The sequence below is a fragment of the Paenibacillus sp. USDA918EY genome (assembly GCF_009870825.1).
GTDB lineage: Bacteria > Bacillota > Bacilli > Paenibacillales > Paenibacillaceae > Paenibacillus_AQ > Paenibacillus_AQ albilobatus.
The window spans coordinates 285065-307044 of the sequence record NZ_WTWY01000003.1; the positions used below are offsets into that span (position 1 = coordinate 285065).

The 21980-nt window shown below is 53.1% G+C and carries 20 protein-coding genes; 7 read left to right on the forward strand and 13 right to left on the reverse strand.

Going from position 1 to position 21980, the window contains the following annotated elements:
• Nucleotides 1-296 precede the first annotated feature (296 nt).
• The 4 genes from GQY55_RS09090 to GQY55_RS09105 all read right to left on the reverse strand — a co-directional run bounded on the left by GQY55_RS09090 (nt 297) and on the right by GQY55_RS09105 (nt 2576).
• A complete protein-coding gene (locus GQY55_RS09090) occupies nt 297-1301 on the reverse strand; it encodes a LacI family DNA-binding transcriptional regulator (RefSeq protein WP_160040350.1) in 1005 nt (334 codons plus the stop codon).
• A 180-nt stretch (nt 1302-1481) separates the two neighbouring features.
• Nucleotides 1482-2051 carry a spore coat protein gene (locus GQY55_RS09095; RefSeq protein WP_160040353.1) on the reverse strand — a complete coding sequence of 190 codons (570 nt, stop codon included), beginning with the start codon at nt 2049-2051 and terminating at the stop codon, nt 1482-1484.
• A 56-nt stretch (nt 2052-2107) separates the two neighbouring features.
• A complete protein-coding gene (locus GQY55_RS09100; RefSeq protein WP_236575504.1) occupies nt 2108-2464 on the reverse strand; it encodes a hypothetical protein in 357 nt (118 codons plus the stop codon).
• Complete coding sequence (locus GQY55_RS09105; protein WP_236575505.1) at nt 2439-2576, reverse strand: hypothetical protein; 138 nt, start codon at nt 2574-2576, stop codon at nt 2439-2441. Before GQY55_RS09105 ends, GQY55_RS09100 begins: the two co-directional genes overlap by 26 nt.
• 277 nt (nt 2577-2853) lie before the next feature.
• On the opposite strand from GQY55_RS09105, the gene GQY55_RS09110 reads away from it, so the two are divergent.
• Nucleotides 2854-3528, forward strand: a complete 675-nt coding sequence (locus tag GQY55_RS09110; RefSeq protein ID WP_160040363.1) for a Crp/Fnr family transcriptional regulator — start codon at nt 2854-2856, stop codon at nt 3526-3528.
• An 83-nt stretch (nt 3529-3611) separates the two neighbouring features.
• Nucleotides 3612-4172 carry a peroxiredoxin family protein gene (locus tag GQY55_RS09115; protein WP_160040366.1) on the forward strand — a complete coding sequence of 187 codons (561 nt, stop codon included), beginning with the start codon at nt 3612-3614 and terminating at the stop codon, nt 4170-4172.
• On the opposite strand, the gene GQY55_RS09120 is transcribed toward GQY55_RS09115, so the two are convergent.
• Nucleotides 4114-4812 (reverse strand): O-methyltransferase, encoded by a 699-nt coding sequence (locus tag GQY55_RS09120; RefSeq protein WP_160040369.1) that lies wholly within the window; start codon nt 4810-4812, stop codon nt 4114-4116. The genes GQY55_RS09115 and GQY55_RS09120 overlap by 59 nt on opposite strands.
• Nucleotides 4813-4986: 174 nt before the next feature.
• On the opposite strand from GQY55_RS09120, the gene GQY55_RS09125 reads away from it, so the two are divergent.
• Complete coding sequence (locus GQY55_RS09125) at nt 4987-5877, forward strand: LysR family transcriptional regulator (protein ID WP_160040372.1); 891 nt, start codon at nt 4987-4989, stop codon at nt 5875-5877.
• Between the two features lie 49 nt (nt 5878-5926).
• Here the strand turns inward: GQY55_RS09125 and GQY55_RS09130 are convergent, their stop codons facing one another.
• From GQY55_RS09130 to GQY55_RS09140, 3 genes are all read right to left on the reverse strand, one after another.
• Nucleotides 5927-7159 carry an MFS transporter gene (locus tag GQY55_RS09130; RefSeq protein WP_160040375.1) on the reverse strand — a complete coding sequence of 411 codons (1233 nt, stop codon included), beginning with the start codon at nt 7157-7159 and terminating at the stop codon, nt 5927-5929.
• 157 nt (nt 7160-7316) lie between these two features.
• Nucleotides 7317-8981: an FAD-dependent oxidoreductase gene (locus GQY55_RS09135; protein ID WP_160040377.1), complete on the reverse strand. Its 1665-nt coding sequence runs from the start codon at nt 8979-8981 to the stop codon at nt 7317-7319.
• Between the two features lie 227 nt (nt 8982-9208).
• A complete protein-coding gene (locus GQY55_RS09140; RefSeq protein ID WP_160040380.1) occupies nt 9209-10123 on the reverse strand; it encodes a LysR family transcriptional regulator in 915 nt (304 codons plus the stop codon).
• A 399-nt stretch (nt 10124-10522) separates the two neighbouring features.
• On the opposite strand from GQY55_RS09140, the gene GQY55_RS09145 reads away from it, so the two are divergent.
• On the forward strand, nt 10523-10735 hold the full coding sequence (locus GQY55_RS09145; RefSeq protein WP_160040383.1) for a DUF2905 domain-containing protein: 213 nt from the start codon (nt 10523-10525) through the stop codon (nt 10733-10735).
• On the opposite strand, the gene GQY55_RS09150 is transcribed toward GQY55_RS09145, so the two are convergent.
• A complete protein-coding gene (locus GQY55_RS09150; RefSeq protein ID WP_160040386.1) occupies nt 10732-12348 on the reverse strand; it encodes a response regulator transcription factor in 1617 nt (538 codons plus the stop codon). The genes GQY55_RS09145 and GQY55_RS09150 overlap by 4 nt on opposite strands.
• On the reverse strand, nt 12341-14113 hold the full coding sequence (locus tag GQY55_RS09155) for a sensor histidine kinase (protein WP_160040389.1): 1773 nt from the start codon (nt 14111-14113) through the stop codon (nt 12341-12343). The genes GQY55_RS09150 and GQY55_RS09155 overlap by 8 nt, the downstream gene beginning before the upstream one ends.
• A gap of 239 nt (nt 14114-14352) precedes the next feature.
• Here GQY55_RS09155 and GQY55_RS09160 point away from each other — a divergent pair, with 239 nt between their 5' ends.
• Genes GQY55_RS09160 through GQY55_RS09170 form a run of 3 tightly spaced genes read left to right on the forward strand, consistent with a single transcriptional unit; the run spans nt 14353 to nt 17828 of the window.
• Entirely contained in the window at nt 14353-15294 is a 942-nt protein-coding gene (locus tag GQY55_RS09160; protein WP_236575506.1) for an ABC transporter permease, read from the forward strand.
• Nucleotides 15295-15309: 15 nt separating this feature from the next.
• Nucleotides 15310-16272, forward strand: coding sequence for a carbohydrate ABC transporter permease (locus GQY55_RS09165; protein ID WP_160040392.1), 963 nt, complete (start codon nt 15310-15312; stop codon nt 16270-16272).
• Nucleotides 16273-16328: 56 nt separating this feature from the next.
• The gene (locus GQY55_RS09170; RefSeq protein WP_160040395.1) at nt 16329-17828 is read left to right on the forward strand and encodes an ABC transporter substrate-binding protein; all 1500 of its coding nucleotides are present in this window, start codon (nt 16329-16331) and stop codon (nt 17826-17828) included.
• A gap of 250 nt (nt 17829-18078) precedes the next feature.
• Here GQY55_RS09170 and GQY55_RS09175 read toward each other — a convergent pair whose 3' ends face one another.
• The 3 genes from GQY55_RS09175 to GQY55_RS09185 form a co-directional block, all read right to left on the reverse strand.
• Nucleotides 18079-19752 (reverse strand): glycoside hydrolase family 13 protein, encoded by a 1674-nt coding sequence (locus tag GQY55_RS09175; RefSeq protein ID WP_160040398.1) that lies wholly within the window; start codon nt 19750-19752, stop codon nt 18079-18081.
• Between the two features lie 242 nt (nt 19753-19994).
• On the reverse strand, nt 19995-21005 hold the full coding sequence (locus GQY55_RS09180; RefSeq protein WP_160040401.1) for a LacI family DNA-binding transcriptional regulator: 1011 nt from the start codon (nt 21003-21005) through the stop codon (nt 19995-19997).
• Nucleotides 21006-21272: 267 nt separating this feature from the next.
• Entirely contained in the window at nt 21273-21896 is a 624-nt protein-coding gene (locus tag GQY55_RS09185; RefSeq protein ID WP_160040404.1) for a GyrI-like domain-containing protein, read from the reverse strand.
• Between the last annotated feature and the right edge of the window lie 84 nt (nt 21897-21980).

Consider the following 21980-nt stretch of genomic DNA (forward strand, 5'->3'; position numbering starts at 1 on the left):
TCGGTTGAAATTTGCCCGTGCGCAGTTGAAATTTTTCGCGAAAATCGGCCGGTAACGGCGGCCCCCAACCCCGCAACTATCATGAACCAATGCAGCGGATGCGCGGATCACCTCCTTGCAGAATCAAGGATATTTTCAAAATACAGCGTTTTCATAAAGACGAGGAACATAAAAGGAACAAAATGATACATGTTCTTGAATTCATTGTTATGCGAACTATGTTTATTACCCGGCTGCGGCGGAAGCGAAAACAAACTTCGCTTTGAAAAGCTTTTCAAACCTGCGCCGCAAAAACCTCATTTTTCCCGCGAGGACTCTCTGACAATCAATTTATGCTCCATCTTTTCCCTTAGAACCTCGACCTTGCCCGTCGTCACCAATTCGTGAAGCTTCTCGGCCGCGCGGTATCCCATGTCGTACATCGGCTGCGCGATCGTCGTCAGCTTCGGAACGAACATGTTCGCAAACCGCAGGTTGTCGAAGCCGACCACCGATACCTGTCCGGGAACCAATATGTTGCGGTCTTTCAAATACGAAATGACGCCCATCGCAAATTCGTCGGCCACGCAAAATACGGCTGTCAGCCCGGGGTATTCCGTAAACAGTTCATGCGCCGCCTGATAGGCCTGTTCGAACCTGTGAGCGGCTCCCTTCACCTTTTTCACGTTCCCGTCCAGTCCGGCTTCCATCATCGCTCTGGCGAATCCCTGGAATCGGGGCGGGCCGGAAATGGAATTTTCGTGGTCGAAGCCGATCATTCCGATTTCCCGGTGGCCAAGCTCGACGAGAAATTTCGCCGCGTCGTAAGCCGCCTTCTCGTCGTCAATCTCCACGCAGGGCACCTCGAATTCATCGGAATGGGTCGACAGCAGCACGAACGGAATTTTGCAGCGGACAAGTTTTGCGTAATACTCCGGAAACATCATGTCGCTTGCGAACACGATTCCGTCCACCTGCTTTTCGTGAAAAGCGTCGATGTACGACAGCAGCCGATGCCGGTCCCTGTCCGTGTTGCAGATCATCAGGCTGTACCCCAGCTTAATGCATGCATCCTGCATGCCCCGGATGATGCCGGTGTAGAATACGTTTTCGATATCCGGAATCAGCAGGCCGAAAGTAAAGGATTTGTTGTAAATCAGTCCGCGCGCAAACGAGTTCGGCTGATATTGAAGTTTCTCAATCGCCTCCAAAACGCGGATCCTTTTGCTCTCGTTGACCGACTCAGGCGCATTCATCACCCGGGAGACGGTGCTGATGGATACCGCCGCCATTTTGGCAACATCTCTAATTGTTGGCTTCATCGTCAAAACTTCCTTTACAAGAAAACCTTTTCAAGGCGATTATAGCAAGGGATTTTATCATTGGCAACACATTTTTTAAAGCGCTTACAACAATCGGGAGTCCTCTTCCCTCAAACGCAAAAAAGGCCCCGTATATGGGACCTTGGCATGACCGCCGTGAAAACACGCTGCGCAAATGCTTCAGCTATACAGCCGGCCCGGCTGATGTTCCGGCACCGATTTGTACATTTGCTGCATCGGCTGCAGCACATCCTGCGAAGCGGGAGCGGTCGCATAGTAACCTCTGGAAGCCATGTACTGCCATACTTCGAAGGCTTGATGCGAGCACATTTGGAACGCGCTTTCCAAAAACGAGCGGAGCTGCGGCGTGGAGCATTCGAAGGCGGACCAGGCATATTCACGGCCGGCGCGTTTTAACGTCAGCAGGTACGAAGTCGCGATCGCGCGGTCGTCCAGCTGATGAAGCTTGACCTGCGGCTGCAGCGGCGGATACGGCTGCGGATTCATCGTCGGCATCGGCGGATTCATCGGCATGGACGGAACGTTGAGCCGATCCGGCGAACTGAAGCGGTTTGCGTATTCGACCTTCATGTTATAGTCCTGGACATGCACGGCATAGTGGCGGGTAATCATGTTCCTTAACACGGGATCCGTCGCCTGATCGATGAAAAGCGCCATGCTTTGGATGGAATTCGTGCAGCTGAGAAGCAGCTCGTTGAGCTCATGGGCTTCGTGTGAACCTAAAGGCATCGTTTATTCTCCTTTGCAATTTCTGGATCGAGTTACCGTCCTATAAATTTCGCTTTTTATCCCGAAATTATGCATGGGATAGGCCACACCGTGGCCGAAGCCGCGCTGACAAGCAGCCCCATCAGGCTCGTGCCCGCAAAAAAATCCGTTCTCCGTACGTTGAGTCCCAAAGCAAACGGAAAGCTCTGCCCCTGAACGATCAAACTGCACACAAAAATATAAATATATATCGAAGAGATCCTGCCCGAAGTGATATTTTCTTCACCATGGGTTAATACGCCTATGAACAGGTTGACCACAAAGCTGAACAATAAAATGACCCACGGGATATAAATCCAACTCCATTTGTCCTTCCAATGCATTTTTTCATAACCCCTGCCATCCGGTTCATCCCAGTTCAGCCACCTTTCCATTCGTTTTGCCGTTCGTCAAATGAACAATAAGCTGCTGCAGCGATACGGAGACCAGTTCAATGCCTTGCGCTTCCGCCTGCCGCCGCTCCGCCGCGCTTACATTTCCCAGCACGGACACCGACGCCAGCCCGCCGATCGACTCCCGTTGTATGATCTGTTTCCCTGCCGCAAAAGCGCTGACGGCAGCTCGATGTATGCCAAAACCATCCTTTTGTCAACCGGGAAAATAAAAAAGGGCTGAGCCGCGTCAAAATTGACTTGGGCCAACCCACACATTTGTCTGCAGACAAAAATAATCATCAAGTTCGTCCTGCACGTCATGATATGATAGAAGCAAAGTTTACCGGCGCCATCCCGGATCATCCAAACAATCGAAAAGGTGGGAAAAGATGAGCATAGAGATAATAAAAGATACGAACCTGCTGGAGGTTTTCCCCTGCCTTGGCGGTCTTTCTCAGGAGGAATGGACAAAAGCGCAGCCGTTCGCAAAACGGTTCCCAGCGAAATCGAAAATATTCCAGCGGGAGGATGCGGCGGTGTACGGCATGTTTCTGCTCAGCGGAACGGCCCGGATTACGGTGATTCACGAAAACGGGGACGAATCGGTACTAAACAGGCTTTCTGCGGGAGAAATCTGTTCGCTGCTTGTGCTTAGCGGTCTGAGCGGGCGGGATTATCCCGGCTCTTTGATTGCCGAAACGGACGTGGACGCGCTGTTCGTACTTCGAAGCCGTTTCTTGCACTGGGTACAGTTCCACGAACCGTTCCGCAGCACCGTTTTCGGAGGTTTGCTCGAAGGTACGCTCCGGATGATCGACATGATGGGGGTAAAGGAGCGAATCCCCGTAGAAAAGCGGCTCGCCAGAGCGCTGTTGCGCGTTACCACGGATCAGGAGCCGCTCGTAGCCGCGACGCATCAGGAGTTGGCCGATGAAATCGGTTCGGCGCGCGAAGTCGTGTCCCGAACCCTGCTAAAGTTTGCACGCAGCGGCTGGATCGAAACCGGACGGGGCTGGGTGAAAATCATACAGAGAAACAAGCTCGACCATCATCTTTGTGACTAAGTCACAGAAGGAGCGGCAACTTCTTTGATAATTTTAGTGCACGGGCCAAACGCCTACAACCGATCATCAAGGAGGAATTCACGATGAACAATCAGCTCCGTCCAGGAGACGCCGCCCCATGGTTTGAAGCAGCGGATCAGAACGGCAATCCCATCACGCCGGGCACCTATTCGGGCCGCAAAATTTTGCTTGCCTTTTTCCGCAACTCCGCTTGCGCTTTATGCAATTTACGGGTACAGCAATTTATCCGGCGATATGAAACATGGAAGCGCCAAGGGATGAAGATCGTCGCCTTTTTCGAATCTCCGGAGGCAAACCTCCACAAATACGTGGGGCAACAAAATGCCCCTTTCCCGCTTATTGCCGATCCTCAAGCGGAAATCTACGCGCGGTATGGCGTCGAGTCTTCGGAAGCGAAAATGAAGGCAACGTTAGCGCAGCCGGACATTCACGAAATTACGGCCCGGGTTGAAGCAGCCGGATTCAAACTGATTCCGGAGGAAGGCTCCAACTTCAACCGGATTCCGGCCGAATTTCTGATCGATGAACAAGGGATCGTTCAGGTCGCCTACTACGGCAGTCTCATTACCGATCATTTGCCTTTTGAGGCGATTGACCGGTTTGCTGCACAATCCCGATCATAAAACCGTCATACCCTTTGCTGCCCACCGTCTGAATCGCGGTCGCCGATATGCGCGGGTCCCCGGCGATCATATCGAAAAACGTTCTTACCCCTTTCACCCGGGGATCGGTGCTGTGGCGGTTCGCAACTTCCCCGTCCCGGACGACGTTGTCCCCGAAGATGACGGTTCCGGGACGGGAGAAATGCAGCGCCCACTTCAAATATTGGGGGTTGCTCGGCTTATCCGCATCGATAAAAATGAAGTCGAAAGGCTCTTCGCCCGCTTGCGCCATTTTTTCCAACGAATCCAAAGCGTTTCCCGTCCGGACCTCGATGGTTTGCTCCAACCCCGCACGTTTAATATTGGCTTTTGCCACCTCGGCATGACGGGGCTCCAGCTCCAATGTGACGATTTTTCCGTCGTCAGGCAATCCTCTCGCCATCCAAATGGTGCTGTATGCGCCAAGCGTCCCGATCTCCAAAATGCGCTTCGCTCCCTTCATTTGCACGAGAAGCTGCAGCAGCTTCCCTTGGGTTCCCGTGACGTCGATCTCCGGCAAATCCGCATTTCGGTTTGCGACAAGCACGTCATCCAGCACATGATCGTTCGGGCACAGCAAATCCGTCATATACTCATCCACTTGCTCCCAGGTTTGTTTCATGTCCTAACTCCTCCTCGGGTATCGATTATTAGAAAAAGCCCCTCCTCTTCACCGCAAGATTGCCGTGAGGAATCGCTTTTGATTTTATTGTATCGGGAATATAATGATATGAATAATATATCTTTCTACCGTTCTCATATATTTAAGTTATGAATCATTCGAGGTGGAAATACGATGAATTTGCATGCCTTGCGTTTGTTCCATGAGATTGCCAAAACCGGCAGCGTCACCCGCGCCTCCGAGCTGCTGAACATCAGCCAGCCGGCGATTACGGCCCAGATCAAAAAATTCGAAAAAGAGCTGGCTTTAACGCTTCTGGTGCCGCAGGGCCGCGGCATCGCGTTGACCGATGCGGGGGAACAGGTCGCCGTTCTGGCCAAGCGCCTGTTTGCCGTCGAGCAGCAAATCGAGCAGTTTGCCAAAGATTACGGCCAGGGAACGTATGGGCAAATCCGTTTGGCGGCGACCTACCTCCCGGCACAATTCCTGCTTCCGTCCTGGCTCGCCAAATTCAAGCAGCAATACGAGCATGTCGAGATGTCCATTACGACGACCAATTCCAGCGGAGCGCTGAAGCAGCTGCTGAGCGTCGATGTGGATTTGGCGATTTACGGCGGGCTGCCGGAAGATTATCCGGATTCGGTGCACACCGAGGAATTGTTCGAGGACGAGCTGTGGTTCGTCGTGTCGCCGAGCCATAAATATGCCGGCCGCCGTGTCTCGCTTCATGAAATGATGAGGGAGCCTTTCGTGATGCGCGAGGAAGGAAGCTCCACCCGGGAAAGGCTGCTGGCATTATGCCGGACGTACAGCGCGCCCGCGCCCAAAATCGCCCTGCAGTTCAACGGGCTGCATGAAGCGATTACGGCCGTCATTGCCGGATACGGAGCCAACTTCGTATCTTCCTTGGTCGTTCGCGAGCATGTCGCGCGAGGCGAATTGTGCCGCGTCTATGTCGAAGGCATCGAGCTGAAAAACGTCATCGCGATCTGCACGCGCAAAAACGAGCCGCTAAACGCAGCGGCCCGTCATCTGGTGGAGCTGATTCGCAAAAATCCGCTGTAATCCCGTCCGGGAGCGAACTTGCGTTTTGAGCGAAGGATTATATACCGCCTCATCGGTCCTCCTCGGTGCTATTCGCATCCCTGCCGACACGATAAAGCGGAAGTACAGCCAAACAACCGGCCGCCAGGAGTAAGCCCGCGAACCCGTATACCGATTCAAGCGGGAACATGTTTTTGAAAACGCCCGACAATCCCGTCATAACAAGCATCGCTCCCGACATGAGCGGCGTGCGGATGCCCGTGACCCGGCCGATGTATTCGGCTTCGGTCTGCTGCATCACCAGCGTCTGATTGCCGATAAAAATCGCCGGCTGAAGCAGCGCGATGATGAATTGGGCGAGCATGGTGACCCATAACATGCCGGATAGACCGGTCAGGACAATGCCTGCGGCGTCGACCAGCAGTCCCAGCATCAGCAGCTTGCTCGGCGCAATCCGGCTCGCCACGGCAAAAGTGGCGATTCCGCCGACGATCTCGCCGATGCCGTAAGGAATGGACAGCCATTTCAAATTCGATGCCGGAAGGGCCAGTTTCTCCGTGACGACAAAAATGCCAAGCGGCGTAATCAAACCTACGCCCAATCCGACCAACAGGAAACAAACGCTGAGCATCAGGAGCGTTTTACGACCGGCGACATACCGAATGCCTGCTTTCAGGTCCTGAATCCATGACCCCGCAGCGGCGTTTGCCTGCGCATCATCGGGGCTGTCCGGCGGAATCCGCAGCAGCACCGCGGCCGACAGCAGGAATGATATGCCCGTGACCCCGATCGCCGCGTGGATCCCAAACGTCTGATATACCGCCGTGCCAACGACCGGCCCCATCACCATAAAGACGGCGAACAGCGCCTGCAAAAGAGACATCGCCGGCTGGGCCAACTCGTCGGCGACGTGGATTTTAAACCATTTCATCCCCGACGGCTGCGAAAACTGGGAAAGGACGGAGGACACAAGCGTCGCGAGGAACACCGCCTCCCAGATGCCGCTAAGGAGCGCAAGCCAAACGGCGCCCGCCGATGCCGCGCTCAGCAAATCGCAGCCGACGAGCGTTTTCCGGGGCTTCCACCGGTCGGCAAACACGCCGCCGATCAACGCAAAAATGAACATCGGCGCGTATTCGGCAACCGAAACAAGCGATACGTAAAGCGCATTTCCCTCCGTCTTGTCCATTACGTAAAGCAGGATCGCAAAATTCCGCACCCAGATGCCCAGCTGTGAAAAAACGTTGGAAATCAGGATGGTGCGGATAAAGCGATGACGAAACAACTTCAATGAAGATAACACAGGTTCGACTCCTCCCTTGCCGGATCTTAGGACTCCATCATGAGGCCTCCTCCAAGGTAAGAGTCAAATGAAAAAATGCCGGAATTGGACGGTAACCGTAAAAAAAACCTGATCCTACATCGAGGATCAAGGCTAAAAGGGCCGAATGCCCGCCTGTTTATGGCTTTTGTTCGGCAAGGTACGAAGCTGCAACATACCCAAACGTCATGGCCGGTCCAAGCGTTGCGCCCGGGCCGGGATACGTTTCGCCCATGACGGCGGCCGAGCAGTTGCCTGTCGCGAACAGCCCTCCGATCGGCGTGCCGTCCTCTTTGAGCACGCGCGCATATTCGTCGGTCACGAGCCCGCCTTTGGTTCCGATGTCGCCCGGTACGACGGGAACGGCATAAAACGGTGCCTTGGCGATCGGCGCCAGGCTCGGATTAAGCAGCGTCGGGTCGCCGTAATACCGGTCGTAAGCGCTTTGTCCGCGCCGGAAATCTTCGTCCACCCCTCTTTCGGCCATCCGGTTAAACCGCTCGAACGTCGCCGTCAGCTTGGCGGGATCCATGCCGATTTGCCCTGCAAGCTCGGCCGGGGTGCCGCCTTTTTTCACGAATCCGTTGTCCAGCCACCGTTTCGGAAACGGCTGGCCCGGGAACAAGCCGAGGAAGATGTAGCGATTTTTCGCCCGCTGGTCCAAAATCATCCACGATGGAGTAGTTGGGGCCTCCGGCTTGTTTTTGGCATACATCGTATCGACGAATTCATGATAAGGCACCGCTTCGTTGACGTACCGCTCTCCGGCTCCGTTTACGACCATCATGTTCGGAATGCCGCGGTCGGCCACGAGGAAAAACGGCTTTTCCCCGGGCGGAACCGCCGAAGGGGCTCCCCAAACGCGATCCATCAAATCGATGCCCGCTCCCAATCGAAGCGATGCGGCAAGAATGTCGCCGGTTTGGCCTTCGGCCGCCGACGTCCACTCCGCCGAGGTCGGATGGGGCAAATACCGTTCCCGGAGCGGCTGGCTGTGCGAAAATCCGCCCGCAGCCAGGATCACGCCCCGCTTGGCTTCGATCCTGACCGTTTTTCCGTTTCGTACCGCAAGCATGCCGGTGACGCGTCCCCCTTCGGTGACGTACTCCGAAAATGCGGTCGACAGCCATACGTCGCCTTTTGCCTCCATCAGCGACAGCCTCAACCTTCCGATCAAGGCCTCTCCCAAAGCGGCGGGACGGTATCCCGTAAAAATCGAGCGCATGAGCCGCATCCCGATTTTCAACGACGTTTTTTTGCCGATCCAGGTTCGGGTGATCATGTTGACTTTATGGAATTCGTACGCGTTCATGACCATGCCGTAGGTCGGAAGATTTGCGCGGCGCATGTTGTTACGCTCTTCCCCGAGCTTCTTCAGGTCAAACACGATCGGCTCCACCGACCTTCCTTGCGGAAAACCGCCGGGCGCTTCGGGATAATAATCCGAATAACCCGGAATGTATTTAAAGCGGACATGGTTTGTATGCTCATGCAAATATTTCACCATTTCGGGCCCGCGGGTCAAATAGGCGCGTTTTCTCGCTGCCGGCACCCGGTCGCCGACGGTCGCATCAATGTAGGCTTCCGCCTTTTCCATCGTATCCTTCAACCCGGCCTGTTCGAGATATACGTTGTTCGGAACCCAGATCGCTCCGCCGGACAAAGAACTGGACCCGCCGAACTTATTCGTTTTTTCGACCACAAGCGATGTAAGCCCTTTCAATCGTGCCGTCAACGCGGCCGTCAAACCGCCCGCCCCGGAACCGACAACCACGACATCGTAACTTGCATCCCATTTCTCCATTTCGCATCCCCCTTATCACGTTTTCTTCAAAATACGCGCAATCGTCCATGAAGCGATATGTACCTGTTTATTTTCTCAAACTTCGTTTTTTCCACACATCATTGTGTGTCTATTTCATGAATTTATGGTCACAATGTAAATATAACAAAAGACGATCGACAATGGAAGCAAAAAAGCCTTCAGCCCGGGAGGCTGAAGGCGGGATATGCGGCTGAAGACGTAATTTTCTAATCTTGATGATTATCCCCGATGGCTTCGTGAAGGGCGTCGATGTACGCCAAAGCCAGCTTGGAGAGAGCGGCGTTCTGGTGGCAGATCCAGCCCACGTTGATCGATTCCTCGCAGTCCAGCGGGACCGGGATGATTTCGTTGCCGTTTAAATCCGCGCTCAAGACGCCGGTTGAAATCGTGTAGCCGTTCAGCCCGATCAACAAATTGAACAAGGTCGCCCGGTCGTTGACGCGGATGCTTTTCGGATGCGACAGGGTGCTCAAAATTTCCTCCGAAAAATGGAACGAGTTGTATTCCCCCTGCTCGAACGACAAATACGGGTATTCCTCCAATTGATCGATCGTGACGATCGATTGTTTGGCGAGCGGGTTGTGGATGCTGATGAAAATATGCGGTTTTGCCGTGAACAGGCTCGTAAATTTCAAGCTCGCGTCTTTCAAAAGACGATTGATGACCTTGCTGTTGAATTCGTTTAAATACAAGATGCCGATTTCGCTGCGTTGGGTTTTGACGTCTTGAATGATTTCGTGGGTTTTCGTTTCCCTAAGCGCCAGCTCGTATTCCTCCTGCCCGTATTCCCGGACCAGGTTCACGAACGCGTTCACCGCAAACGCATAATGCTGCGTGGAGACGGAAAAATGCTGCGGCGCCGGTTTGGCATTCAAATATCTGCCCTCCAAAAGCTCGGCCTGCTCGATGACCTGGCGGGCGTAACCGAGAAATTCGGCCCCTTCCTTCGACAGCGTAATCCCTTTGTTGGTCCGCTCGAAAATGGTGATCCGAAGCTCCGTTTCCAGCTCCTTGATCGCATTGGACAGGCTGGGCTGGGAGATGAACAGCCGTTTGGCGGCTTCGTTCATGGAACCCCGGTTCGCGACCTCGATGACGTATTTCAACTGCTGCAGTGTCATGGATTATAATCCCTTTCCTGATATACTATAAGGGTAAAAATGCATAGCGAAATTTTTGCTTGGTTTTGGCTTAAGATCATAATAGTAATTTACAAAAAGCAAAAGTAGCGGAGGGGACGGAATCGATTCTTACGAAGCTAAAAGCTTTTTGAAAAAAAGCTACTTCGGAAGCATATGCAGCGGTCGCCTAAGAGCTTGCCGAAGGAAAGCTAGCATCGGAAGCATAATCTGTCTCCGAATTTCTACATACAAAAAAACTATGATCATGGAAATTTGGAGGCGGGCAGCGATCGGAAGAACGATCCGTAACTGCAGCGGCCACTTTGTACTCATGAAAAACAAATTATGATCTTAAGCAAATATTATACCAAAATGTACGTCTGTGAGGTGAATCCCGTCATGCCCAATGCATCCAAAATCCTGATTATCCTCGGCCTCGTCCTGATTGCGGCCGGCTTGATCTGGTGGCTGGTCGGACGCTGGCTCCCGCTCGGACGTCTGCCCGGGGACATCGTCTACGAAAAAGACAACGTCAAAGTTTATTTCCCGATCGTCACCTGCCTCATCATCAGCGTCGTCGGCTCGCTGCTTCTGATGCTGTTCCGCCGTTAGGCCTGCTCGTCGCGGCACGCCGACATTTTCACCATATTGCGGAATTCGGTCGGCGACATGCCGGCATATTTTTTGAATTGCCTGTAAAAATACCCCGGCTCCAAATAACCGACGCGCCGCGAAATTTCGCTCGTTTTCAGCAGGGTGTCGGTCAGCAGCGCCTTCGCCTGCTTGACGCGGTGCGAGTTCAGATAGTCGCTGAAGCTGACTCCCGTCTCCTTCTGAAACAGCTGCCCCAAATAAAACGGATGCACGTTAAATTCATGCGCAAGCGTCTTGAGCGACATTTCCTCCGCATATTTCGTGCGGATCTGATGCAGCACCTGCTTGATGACCGGACTGAATTCGTCCTCCTCGACCGACAAATAATCGATGGCCGCATGGGCGATGAATTTGACGTGCTGCGCCAGCCTGCCGAGCGTCTGGGCTTTGAACAGCGCCGTGAACAGCTGCTTGTATCCGCTCGTCGCCAAATCGTAATTCAGCTTGTTTTCCTTGACGACCTGCTTGGTGCAAAGCACCAGCTCGACGGCCAAGTTACGGATATGGACCGGGGATACCCGGTTTGATTGTCTCACGGCAAACAAATGATCGATATATTCGTCGACGGCCGCTTTGTTTCTAGCAAGCAGCCTTTTTTCGTATTCGAGCGTATCCGGCGCCGTGCAAGCCATGGCGTCGTCCGGCGGGGCCATGCGGCTTGCGGTAATGATTTCGCCTTCCTCGTCCGTCAGGAAAAATTCCTGCAGCCGTTTGGCCAGGGCGTAGCTTTGCGGCAATCCCTGATAACCGGATTCCATGCCGCCGAGCGTTATCATGACGCGGGTCCCCCGCTCCTTCAGGGCGGAACGCATTTGTTCCAGCTGCTCCAAAATCCCGGCCTGCAGCGTCTTTGGATCAGATCCGGAATAAACGATGATCACATCCCCCTCCAAATCGCAAAAACAAATGCCCGGCCTGCCGTTTCCCGCGCTTTCCGTCAGCTCCCTGCACAAGGCGTACACCTCGCGGTTATTTTGGCGCGCTTTGTACCACGGGGACTCGCCGGCAGGTTCCTCCATTTCGGCGATCTCCCTGACGACGGCGGCTGCGTAGCAGGACAAATCCGACGGTATGTCGAGGAAATCCAGCCGGTTTTTCAGCTCGGCCGGATCGATCCGTCCCGCTGCCCAGCGGTTCATGACGTTGTCCCGCAAAATGTCGAGCTCTTCCGCGTTCAAACAAGCCGAGCGCTCGGCGTTGTTTATTTTTTGGACGGTGCTTTGTATCGTCTCCGCAAGCTCCTTCATGTTGACCGGCTTCAGCAGGTAATTTTCGATGCCGAGCTTCATCCCTTCCTTGACGTAATTAAACTCGTTGTATCCGCTCAGCACGATAAATTTCATGCCCGGGTAAAGCGGTTTCAACTTCCGGATCAGCTCCAGGCCGTCCATTTCGCGCATCATGATGTCGGTAATCAGTATGTCGCACCCGGTTTCCCGAAGCTGCTCGTAAGCCTCCTTGCCGTCGTACGCCTTGCCGCACAGCGTCGTCCCCAGCTCCTCCCATTCGACTGCGTTGTTTAAGCCTTCGAGTATAAACGGCTCATCGTCCACAATAAACACGCTACGCATACAATCGTCCTCCTTGCACCCTAGATGGCAGTTTCATGGTGATGACCGTTCCCTGCCGGTTTTCCTCCGAAAGCTCCAGCCCATAACGGTCACCAAAGCAGATTTTGATCCGTTCATGCGTATTGATCAGCCCGATCGAGGCCGAAGGCTCGGCCGGCGCCCCTTGCAGACGCCGCCTGATCTCCTCCCGTTTCTCCGGCGGGATGCCTCTGCCGTTATCCTGTAAGGTAATGACCAGATCGCCTTCCCGAAGCTCGGCCTGGATCGAAATCCGGTTATCCGATCGCGACATGACCAAACCGTGGACGATATAGTTTTCAATAAGCGGCTGGATGGACAGCTTCAGGACCGGCATATTCATCAGTTCGGGCTCCGCATCGATTTCGTACGCAAAATTGTTCACGTACCGGATGCGGAACAGATCCAGATACAGGCTGCAGTATTCGAGCTCATCGGCCAGCGTAACGACCGTATCGCTTTTGACCGAATACCGGAACAGCGTGGATAAAATATAAATCATCTCGCCGACGTCATCCGCTTTTTTCGAAAGGGCGCGCATGCGGATGGCTTCCAGCGTATTGTACAGGAAATGCGGCTTGATCTGCGCCTGGAACGCCACGAGCTCGGCCTGCTTCTGCTTGATCTCGGACACGTATACCCGGTCGATGTATTTCGTCAGATCCGCGCACATCTGGTTGAAACGGTCGGAAATTTCATACAGCTCATCTTCCTTTTCCACCGGAATCCGCACCGACAAGTCCCCGTTTCTCGCCTTTTCAAGCGCCTTCATAATCGATCTCGTCCGCCGGGAAAAGTTGACGATCGTAAACCGGGTGAGCACCATCGCCCCGACGATGCATATGCCCGTCACCAAAAACAGCGTATTCCGAAGCCCTCTCAGGCTTTTCGCGATTTCGGCTTTGGGAATGACCCCGATCACGTAATAGCCGAAACGGTTCGACACCTGAACGTTCGTATAGGAAGGCTCTTCAAAGTTCTGAACGTCGGACGAAGAAGAAAGCCTGGACAGATAGGGATATTTTTGACCGTAATAACGGCTGGACGAATCAAACAGGACTTCTCCCCCGGGCGTGACCACCGCAACGTATCCTTTCAAGCCGCCCCAATCCGTCACGTATTCGCCGTACATGCCGCTCAGATCATAATCGATGATCAGGTTGCCGATGCTCTCCTGCTGGGTGAGGCTGTTGATGTTGCTGACGGTCGTGAAGCTTTTGTCGGAAATGACGTACTGCTTCAGCGCCGACTGCAGGTCTCCGTTCACGTAGTAATAGTTTTGGGTATCCCGGGTCAGGAGCAAAATGAATTTTTGGTTTTCGCTGTACAGCGCGACCATGCGGATATCCGGGTAGTTGTTCAGCTGCAGCCGCAAATAGGACATGATGTCCCGCCTCCGGACACCGGTTTCGCCGTATTTTTCGAGCCGGTCGTCCAAATACTCGGCAAAATCGCTCCGCAGGAACGAATAAACGTCCTCCAGCAGCGTTCCCGATTCATCCCGGTAGATTTGCTGCACGATCTGCTGCGAGGTGGCGTACCGCATGTCCAGGTATTTGCTGATGTTCGACAATATGCGGTTGTTGAATTCCAGCTCCTTGGTCGCCTGCACCTTCAGCTGGTACATGTAGACGAAGCCGGACAAGCTGGCCAGCGACATCACGGTGATGATCGAGTAGATAAACACGATTTTGTTGAACAGTTTTTTCCTGAAATGTATTTTATAAAAATCCACCAGCTTCTTCATGCCGAAAACATCCTTTTCCTTGAAGTGTCCGTTTTATTGAATGCGCTTTCAACAAGGCGATGGTTCCCGTTTCGCTTCATCTATTAACTTACCATAACTTGGTCGCGATCGGCTCATGCCCACCGAACTAATCTTTGCTTTGTGCATCATATGTTTGTTTTTTTCACTTTAGGGAGCGCTTACACCTGCGGTAGATTAGGGTTATCAACCAACTCACATCAAAGACAGGAGGAGCTCTCATGGAAAAGGGGCCGATGCGCTGGCTCAGGACGCTCAGCCGCAACAAAGCGCTGCTGCTCATGGTGCTTCCGGGAACGGTATGGTTCATTCTCTTCTGCTACCTGCCCATGCCTGGCGCGGTCATCGCTTTCAAGGACTACCAGTACGACACCGACGGTTTTTTGGCGAGCATACTGCACAGCGACTGGGTCGGGTTCAAAAATTTTGAATATTTGTTCAAAACGGAAGACGCCTTCATCATCGTTCGGAACACTTTGCTTTACAACGCCGTCTTTATCGTGCTCGGGACGGTTCTCTCGGTGCTGGTGGCCATATTGGTCAACGAGATCGCCAGCAAAAAAATGGCGAAGATCTATCAGACGGGCATGTTCCTCCCCCACTTCCTTTCGTGGGTTATCGTGAGCTATTTCGTGTTCAGCTTTTTAAGCGTGGACAAAGGCGTACTGAACCAACTGCTCAAATTTTTCGGCGCCGACCCGGTATTCTGGTACTCCGAAACGAAATACTGGCCGTACATTCTCGTCATCGTCAACCTGTGGAAAGGCGTCGGGTACGGAAGCGTCGTTTATTTGGCCGCCATCGTCGGCATCGACAAATCCTATTTTGAAGCCGCCATGATCGACGGCGCGAGCAAATGGCAGCAAATCCGCAAAATCATGATCCCGATGATCACGCCGATTATCGTCATTATGTTCATCCTCGCCATCGGCGGCATATTCCGGGCGGACTTCGGGCTGTTCTACCAGGTTCCGCGGGATACCGGCGCCTTGTATCCGGTCACGAACGTCATCGATACTTTCGTTTACCGCGGTTTGAAGGTGACCGGCAACATCGGGATGAGCACCGCCGCAGGTTTGTACCAATCGGTCGTCGGCTTCGTGCTCGTCATCGCCACGAATTTTATCGTTCGAAAAATCAACAAAGAACAGGCTTTGTTCTAAAAGGAGGCATGCCGCATGGAAAACAGCGTAATCTCCCGGCAGCCTGCAAGCAAGCCGGCCAACCGCTTCAAAAAAACCCGGGATTTCCACCGGCTCTCGCCGTTTTGGAACGCGGTGGCGCATCTGGTCATCGGGCTGTTCTCCCTCGCCTGCGTGTATCCGTTTCTGTTCGTGGTCGTCATCTCGCTGACGGACGAAAAAACGCTGGCGCTGAACGGGTACAGCATTTTCCCGGAAAAATGGTCGTTTGACGCGTACCATTATATTTTCAAAACGGGCGACCAGCTGCTCCGCTCTTACGGAGTTACGATTTTTATCACGATCGTCGGCACGCTGATAACGGTGGCGATCGTCTCGCTTTACGCTTACGCCATATCGAGGACATACTTTAAATTCCGCGGCATCTTTTCGTTTATCGCGTTTTTCACGATGCTGTTCGGAGGCGGCCTCGTCCCTTCCTACATCGTCGTTTCCCAGGTGCTGCACCTGAAGGATACGATCTGGGCCTTGATTTTGCCGATGAGCGTCAGCGCGTTTTCGATCCTGATCATGAGGACGTTTTTCAAAACGATGGTTCCCGACGCGATCATCGAATCCGGTAAGATCGACGGGGCAGGCGAGTTTCGCGTATTCTTGCATCTGGTCCTGCCGATTTCCCTGCCCGGACTCGCCACGATCGGCCTGTTTGCGGCGCTCGGATATTGGAACGACTGGTTCAACGCGCTGCTCTACATCGATAACGCCAAGCTGCTGCCGCTGCAGTCGCTGCTCATGAAAATCGAAACCAACATCCAGTTTATTTTGCAAAATTCCGCGATCGGCAGCGGCACGGACCGTTCGGCCATCGCCCAAAGCATGCCGGCGGAAACGACCCGCATGGCCATGGTCGTGCTTGCGACGCTGCCGATCATTTTCGCGTATCCGTTCTTCCAGCGCTATTTCGTGCAAGGGCTGACGATTGGCTCTGTGAAGGAATAGTCATCACATAGATCCACTTTTTAAAAACACTATCGAAACAAGGGGATGAAAAAGAAATGAAAAAAAGAAGAGGATTGACGCTGCTGCTCAGCCTGTTTCTTCTGACCTCCATGGCCCTCGCCGGCTGCGGCGGCAAGGATAACGGCGGCTCCGGGACGGCAGGCACCAAAACCGAAACCGGCGGCGAAACGAAAAGCACCGAAAAAGAAAAACCCGTCAAGCTGATCTGGTACACCATCAGCGGACCGCAAAAGGATCAGGACAAAGTCATGGCCGAAGTCAACAAATACGTCGGCGAAAAAATCAATGCCGAAATCGACCTGCGCCTGATCGATTGGGGCGACTACTCCCAGAAAATGCAGGTCATCGCCGCTTCCGGCGAACCGTTCGACATCGCCTTTACCTCCTCCTGGGCGTTCAATTACGTAGAAAGCGCAAGAAAAGGTTATTTTTACGAGCTCGACGATCTGCTGGCGAAATACGGCCAAGGCATCACCAAAGCGCTGAACCCCGCTTTCCTGGAAGGTTCGAAAGTCAATGGACACAACTACGCCATTCCGACGAACAAGGAGCTGCCGGCTCAGGCCGTATGGCGCTTCAACAAAGTGCTCGTCGACAAATACAAGCTCGACGTTTCGAAAGCGAACACGCTCGAAAGCCTGGAGCCGATGCTGAAAACGGTAAAAGACAACGAGCCGGACGTATACCCGATCCCTTCCAACATCGGGCCTTACCTGCCGTATGACTTCGCGCTCGAAGGCCTGCCGGTCGGCGTGTCGATCGACGCAAAGGATTTTAAGGTCGTCAACGTATGGGATACGCCGGAAGCGAAGCAGGTATTCGATACGATGCACAAATATTACCAAGCAGGCTACCTGCCGCCGGACGCCGCAACCAAACAGGGCAACGAGCATGAAAAAACCGGCAAATGGCTGGTCGATAAACAACATACCGTGCCTTTCGCCGACATTTTGTGGTCCGATTCCCTTGGTTATCCGATCGTTTCGTCGCCGATTCACGAGCCGATGGTCTTCAACTGGTCCGTCACCGGTTCGATGCAGGCCATTTCCGCCAAATCCAAACATCCGGAAAAGGCGATGGAGTTCCTGAACCTGCTGAACACCGACGCATACCTGCGCAACCTGATCAACTACGGCCTGGAAGGCGTTCATTACAAAAAGCTGTCCGAAGACACGTACGAGCCGATCCCGGATTCCGGTTATTCCATGCCTTCCTTCACCCTCGGCAACATGTTCCTGCTTTATAAGCTGAAGGAAGATCCGAAGGATAAATGGGAGCAGTACGAAAAATTCAATTCGTCCGCAACCAACGCGCCGCTGCTCGGCTTCCAGTTCGATCCGACGAACGTGCTGACCGAAATCGCCAACGTCAAAAACGCCGTGGACGAATACGGTCCGTCCCTGAACACCGGTTCCGTCGATCCGAACAAGGTGCTTCCGAAAGCGATCGAAAAGCTGAAAGCGCAAGGCATCGACAAAATCATCGCCGAGTGCCAGAAGCAGCTGGACGAATGGAGAGCGCAAAACAACAAGTAACATGCTGATGGATTCATGGGAAGCAAATTAACCCGTTAGGTTGGCCTCGGCTTCAAAGCCGATCCTGGTACTTCGCGGGGCCCTCCGGAAATTATGCATTGTTATAGATAAATAAAGCCAAGCGGCAAGGCAACTTCGCAGCCTGCGGAATGAAAGCATTCATTCTTTTCGGTGCGGACAGCCTGTGTCCCTTGGCTTTTCCTTCGATTAAAAACCAAATTTAATGTTTTCCGATCCCCCTATTGAATCGTTAATTCAATTTCAACACCTGGGCTTCAAACGGCCGCAGCTGCAAACGTCTTGGATCCGCTTCTTCCGGCCATGCATAGTTCCCGATCAATCTTTCATACGAGTCAAAAGCAACGGCCTCCGGGAGTTCGAACGTGACCGGATCGGCAAAAAAGTTAAGGACGATCAGCAGCCGCTCTTCTCCCAAGGTCCGTGTATACGCATAAATGCGCTCGTCTTCCTCCAGAAGGACGTCATACCGGCCGTATACGATCACCTCGTGCCGCTTGCGCAGCTCGATGAGCTGCCGGTAATAATGAAAGACGGAATCCGGATCGCGAAGCGCTTCTTCCGCGTTAATTTCCTTATAATTCGGATTGATCTTCAGCCATGGCGTCCCTGTCGTAAAACCGCCGTGCAAAGAGGCATCCCACTGCATCGGCGTACGCGCGTTGTCCCGGCCTTTGCTGTAAATCGAAGCCATGACGTCTTTTTCCGCACGCCCGGCTTCAAGATACTCCTTGTACATGTTGATCGTTTCGATGTCGCGGTACTCGTCGATGCCCGCGAACTTCACGTTGGTCATCCCGAGTTCCTCGCCCTGGTAAATATAAGGCGTTCCCTGAAGCGTATGCAGCAGCGTCGCGAGCATTTTGGCCGATTCCTTGCGGTATTCGCCGTCGTCGCCAAAACGGGAAACCATGCGCGGTTGGTCGTGGTTGTTCAGGTACAGGCTGTTCCAGCCTTTGCCGTCCAGCTCGACCTGCCATTTGCCCATGATCCGCTTGAAGTCGACGAGCTTCCAAGGCGTGACGTTCCACTTGCCTCCCGGCCCGGCATCGATGTCCATCAATTCAAACTGGAACACCATGTTCAGCTCGCCCCGATCCTCGCCCACATACAAGGACGCCTCCCCAGGCGAAACGCCCGGCGTTTCCCCGACGGTCATGATGTCGTATTTGGACAGCACTTCCCGGTTCATTTCCTGCAAAAACTCATGGATGCGCGGGCCGTTCATAAAAAATTCGCCGCCGAAGTTGTATTTGCCGTCGCCTTCCGCGTCCGGCAGTCCCTCCACCTTGCTGATCAGGTTGATGACGTCCATGCGGAAGCCGTCGACGCCTTTTTCCAGCCACCACGTCATCAAATCGTAAACTTCGCGGCGAACCTTCTCGTTTTCCCAATTCAAGTCGGGCTGCTTCGAAGAAAAAAGATGCAGGAAATACTGCCCAGTCGCTTCATCCCGCTTCCATGCCGATCCGCTGAAAAAAGACGCCCAGTTGTTCGGCTCTTTCCCGTCTTTGCCGTCCCGCCAAATATAATAGTCGCGATAAGCGTTGTCCTTGGATTTGCGGGATTCGACGAACCAAGGATGCTCATCGGAAGTATGGTTGACGACCAAATCCATGATCAGCTTCATCCCCCGGCCGTGCAGTTCCTGGAGAAGCCGTTCCCAGTCCCCGATCGTTCCGAATTCGTTCATGATCGCTTGATAATTGCTGATATCATATCCGTTGTCGTCGTTCGGCGATTCATAAACAGGACACAGCCAGATGACGTCCACGCCCAGCTGTTCCAAATAATCCAGGCGGGAGATGATGCCCGGAATGTCGCCGACGCCGTCGCCGTTGCTGTCCTGAAAGCTCCGAGGGTAAATTTGATAAACGACGCTTTCTTTCCACCAAGTTTTTTTCATGTTGATTCTCTCCTTTTTCCTATCATATTGTTCCGAATATGAAGCTGCAGCAAAACGTAACGTAAACGTTTACTACCCATCCAAAAGCAACTGCCGTTTCGTTTCCGGCAATCACCTCCTTTATGGAATTCGATTTTTGAAACAAAACGTTGGCAACTCGCCAATCGAAATTGTATTGATTCGTCATGCATTATTTCAATTTGCGTAAACGTTTACTAAGCCATTGAAAAAATCGGCCTCGTTTAAGGCCAATTCCGAACGGTTTGCCTTTCGACAAGGCGATGGCTGACAATGCGGCTGGACACTTGTCCCGCTCCTTCGATCAACGAAATCAGCATGTCGGAGGCAAGGCGCCCCATCTCCGTCAATGGCTGATGAATCGTTGTGAGCGGCGGAAAAATCATCCTCGCGATGCTCAAATCGTCGTAACCGATGACCGATATGTCCTCGGGAACCCGGATTCCCCGTTCAAGGGCAAGTCCCATCGCCCCGATGGCCATTTCGTCGCTGGCCGCAAACACCGCCGTAAACGGCGGCGCTTCGGCAAGCAGCTTCTCCATCGCCCGGCGTCCGCTGTCCAAGGCGAAATCGCCGTAGGCGACCCTCGACTCCGCAAAGCCGATGCCGTTGTCTTCCAATGCCTGCCGGTACCCCTCCAGGCGGGGAATCCCGGCAATTTTGTCCGTCTTGGTTCCGCCAATCATCGCGATTTGGCGATGTCCCTTCTGAATGAGGTAATCCGTGGCCTGATAGGCTGCCTGGCGGTCGTCCACCTTAACGAACGGGATTACGTGCTTCTGCGACTGCGTACTGACGAGCACGACGGGAACTCCCATCGCCTTGATCGCCTCGTAATACTCTTCCTTCAGAAATTCGCTCGTAAATACGATTCCGTCGACCTGCTTCTCGCGAAGCACCTGAAGATATTTCATCGTTCGCTTCCCGTCTTCGGCCGTATTGCAGACGATGACGCTGAACCCTTTATCGTTCGCCACATCTTCAATGCCGCGCAGCAAATCCGACGAGAAGCTGCTGGACACGTCCGGGAACAAAACCCCGATCGTCTGGGTGCGTTTGTTGACCAGCCCCCTGGCAATGGCATTCGGTTGATAACCGAGTTCTTCCACGGCCGCCAGCACCTTTTGTTTCGTTTTGTCCGAGTAGCCGGCAAGATTGTGCAGCACCCGGGACACGGTCGCGACCGACACGCCCGCCGCCTTGGCTACGTCTTTGATCGTTGGAGGATTCACCATGTTTTTATAACCTCCTTTGTCAAAATCCCGTTATGCAATAAAAACGTCTGTCGACGTACGTTGTCCGTAAACGTTTAACTAAAGCCAGTATACGAACCCTTTGGAACCTTGTCAACGTCCTTGCAACGGTTATTAAAGTTCCCCGGACTGGTGCGGAAATGCCCTGATGTTGATTTTTAGGCAAAAGAAAAACCACCTTGTAAGGCGGTTTATTCACATAAATCTTCCGTAAGCAGAAACACGCTGTCGAATTCAAAATTCCGGATCTCAGGCTTTGTTTACAGGGAATCTTAACACCGTTTTCATCTTTGAACGTTCAGTCTTGCGGGGATCCGACAAATAAATTTCCCGATGCATTTTGCTTGAACGGATAAATCCATGTTCGGTACAAAAGGCTTCCATCCGCGAAAAACTTTCCGGCTCATCGTCAAAGCTTCCCATATGCATCATCTGACAGCTCAATCCATCTTCCACATGCTCGAACCGGACTTTGTCAAGGAACGGATTTGGTTTTTTCCTTTTTGTCTGTTCCAAAAATCGCTCGAACATTTCTTCCGTCAAAAAATCGGGTTGGCGTATCATGATCGTATACTTCAAATTGTTTTTGTCCGTTGAGGGTTTGGACCGATCGAGCAAGTCCCATTCGCCTTCAAGCGGAAAAACCGTATATTCATAATATCCGGCGGGTACATCTCCGCTTTTGTAAGACATTCGCACGGCATAACTCATGCTGTACAAAGCTTCTGTCGCCTTCGCGAATTCTTCGCCGTTCGGATCCCCGGATCCGCTGACCATAAAAAACGGCATCTTCGGTACGACTACAATTTCCGGCACCGTTTTTGGCAGATAGAGCTCCTTATAATCTTTTTTGTAATCTACCTTCGTACTCATAACATGCATCTCCTTCTGAATATAATAAGCCGGCATTTCCCGATGCCATATGCCGCGGCAAACACCTGGGATGCTGGGATTCAG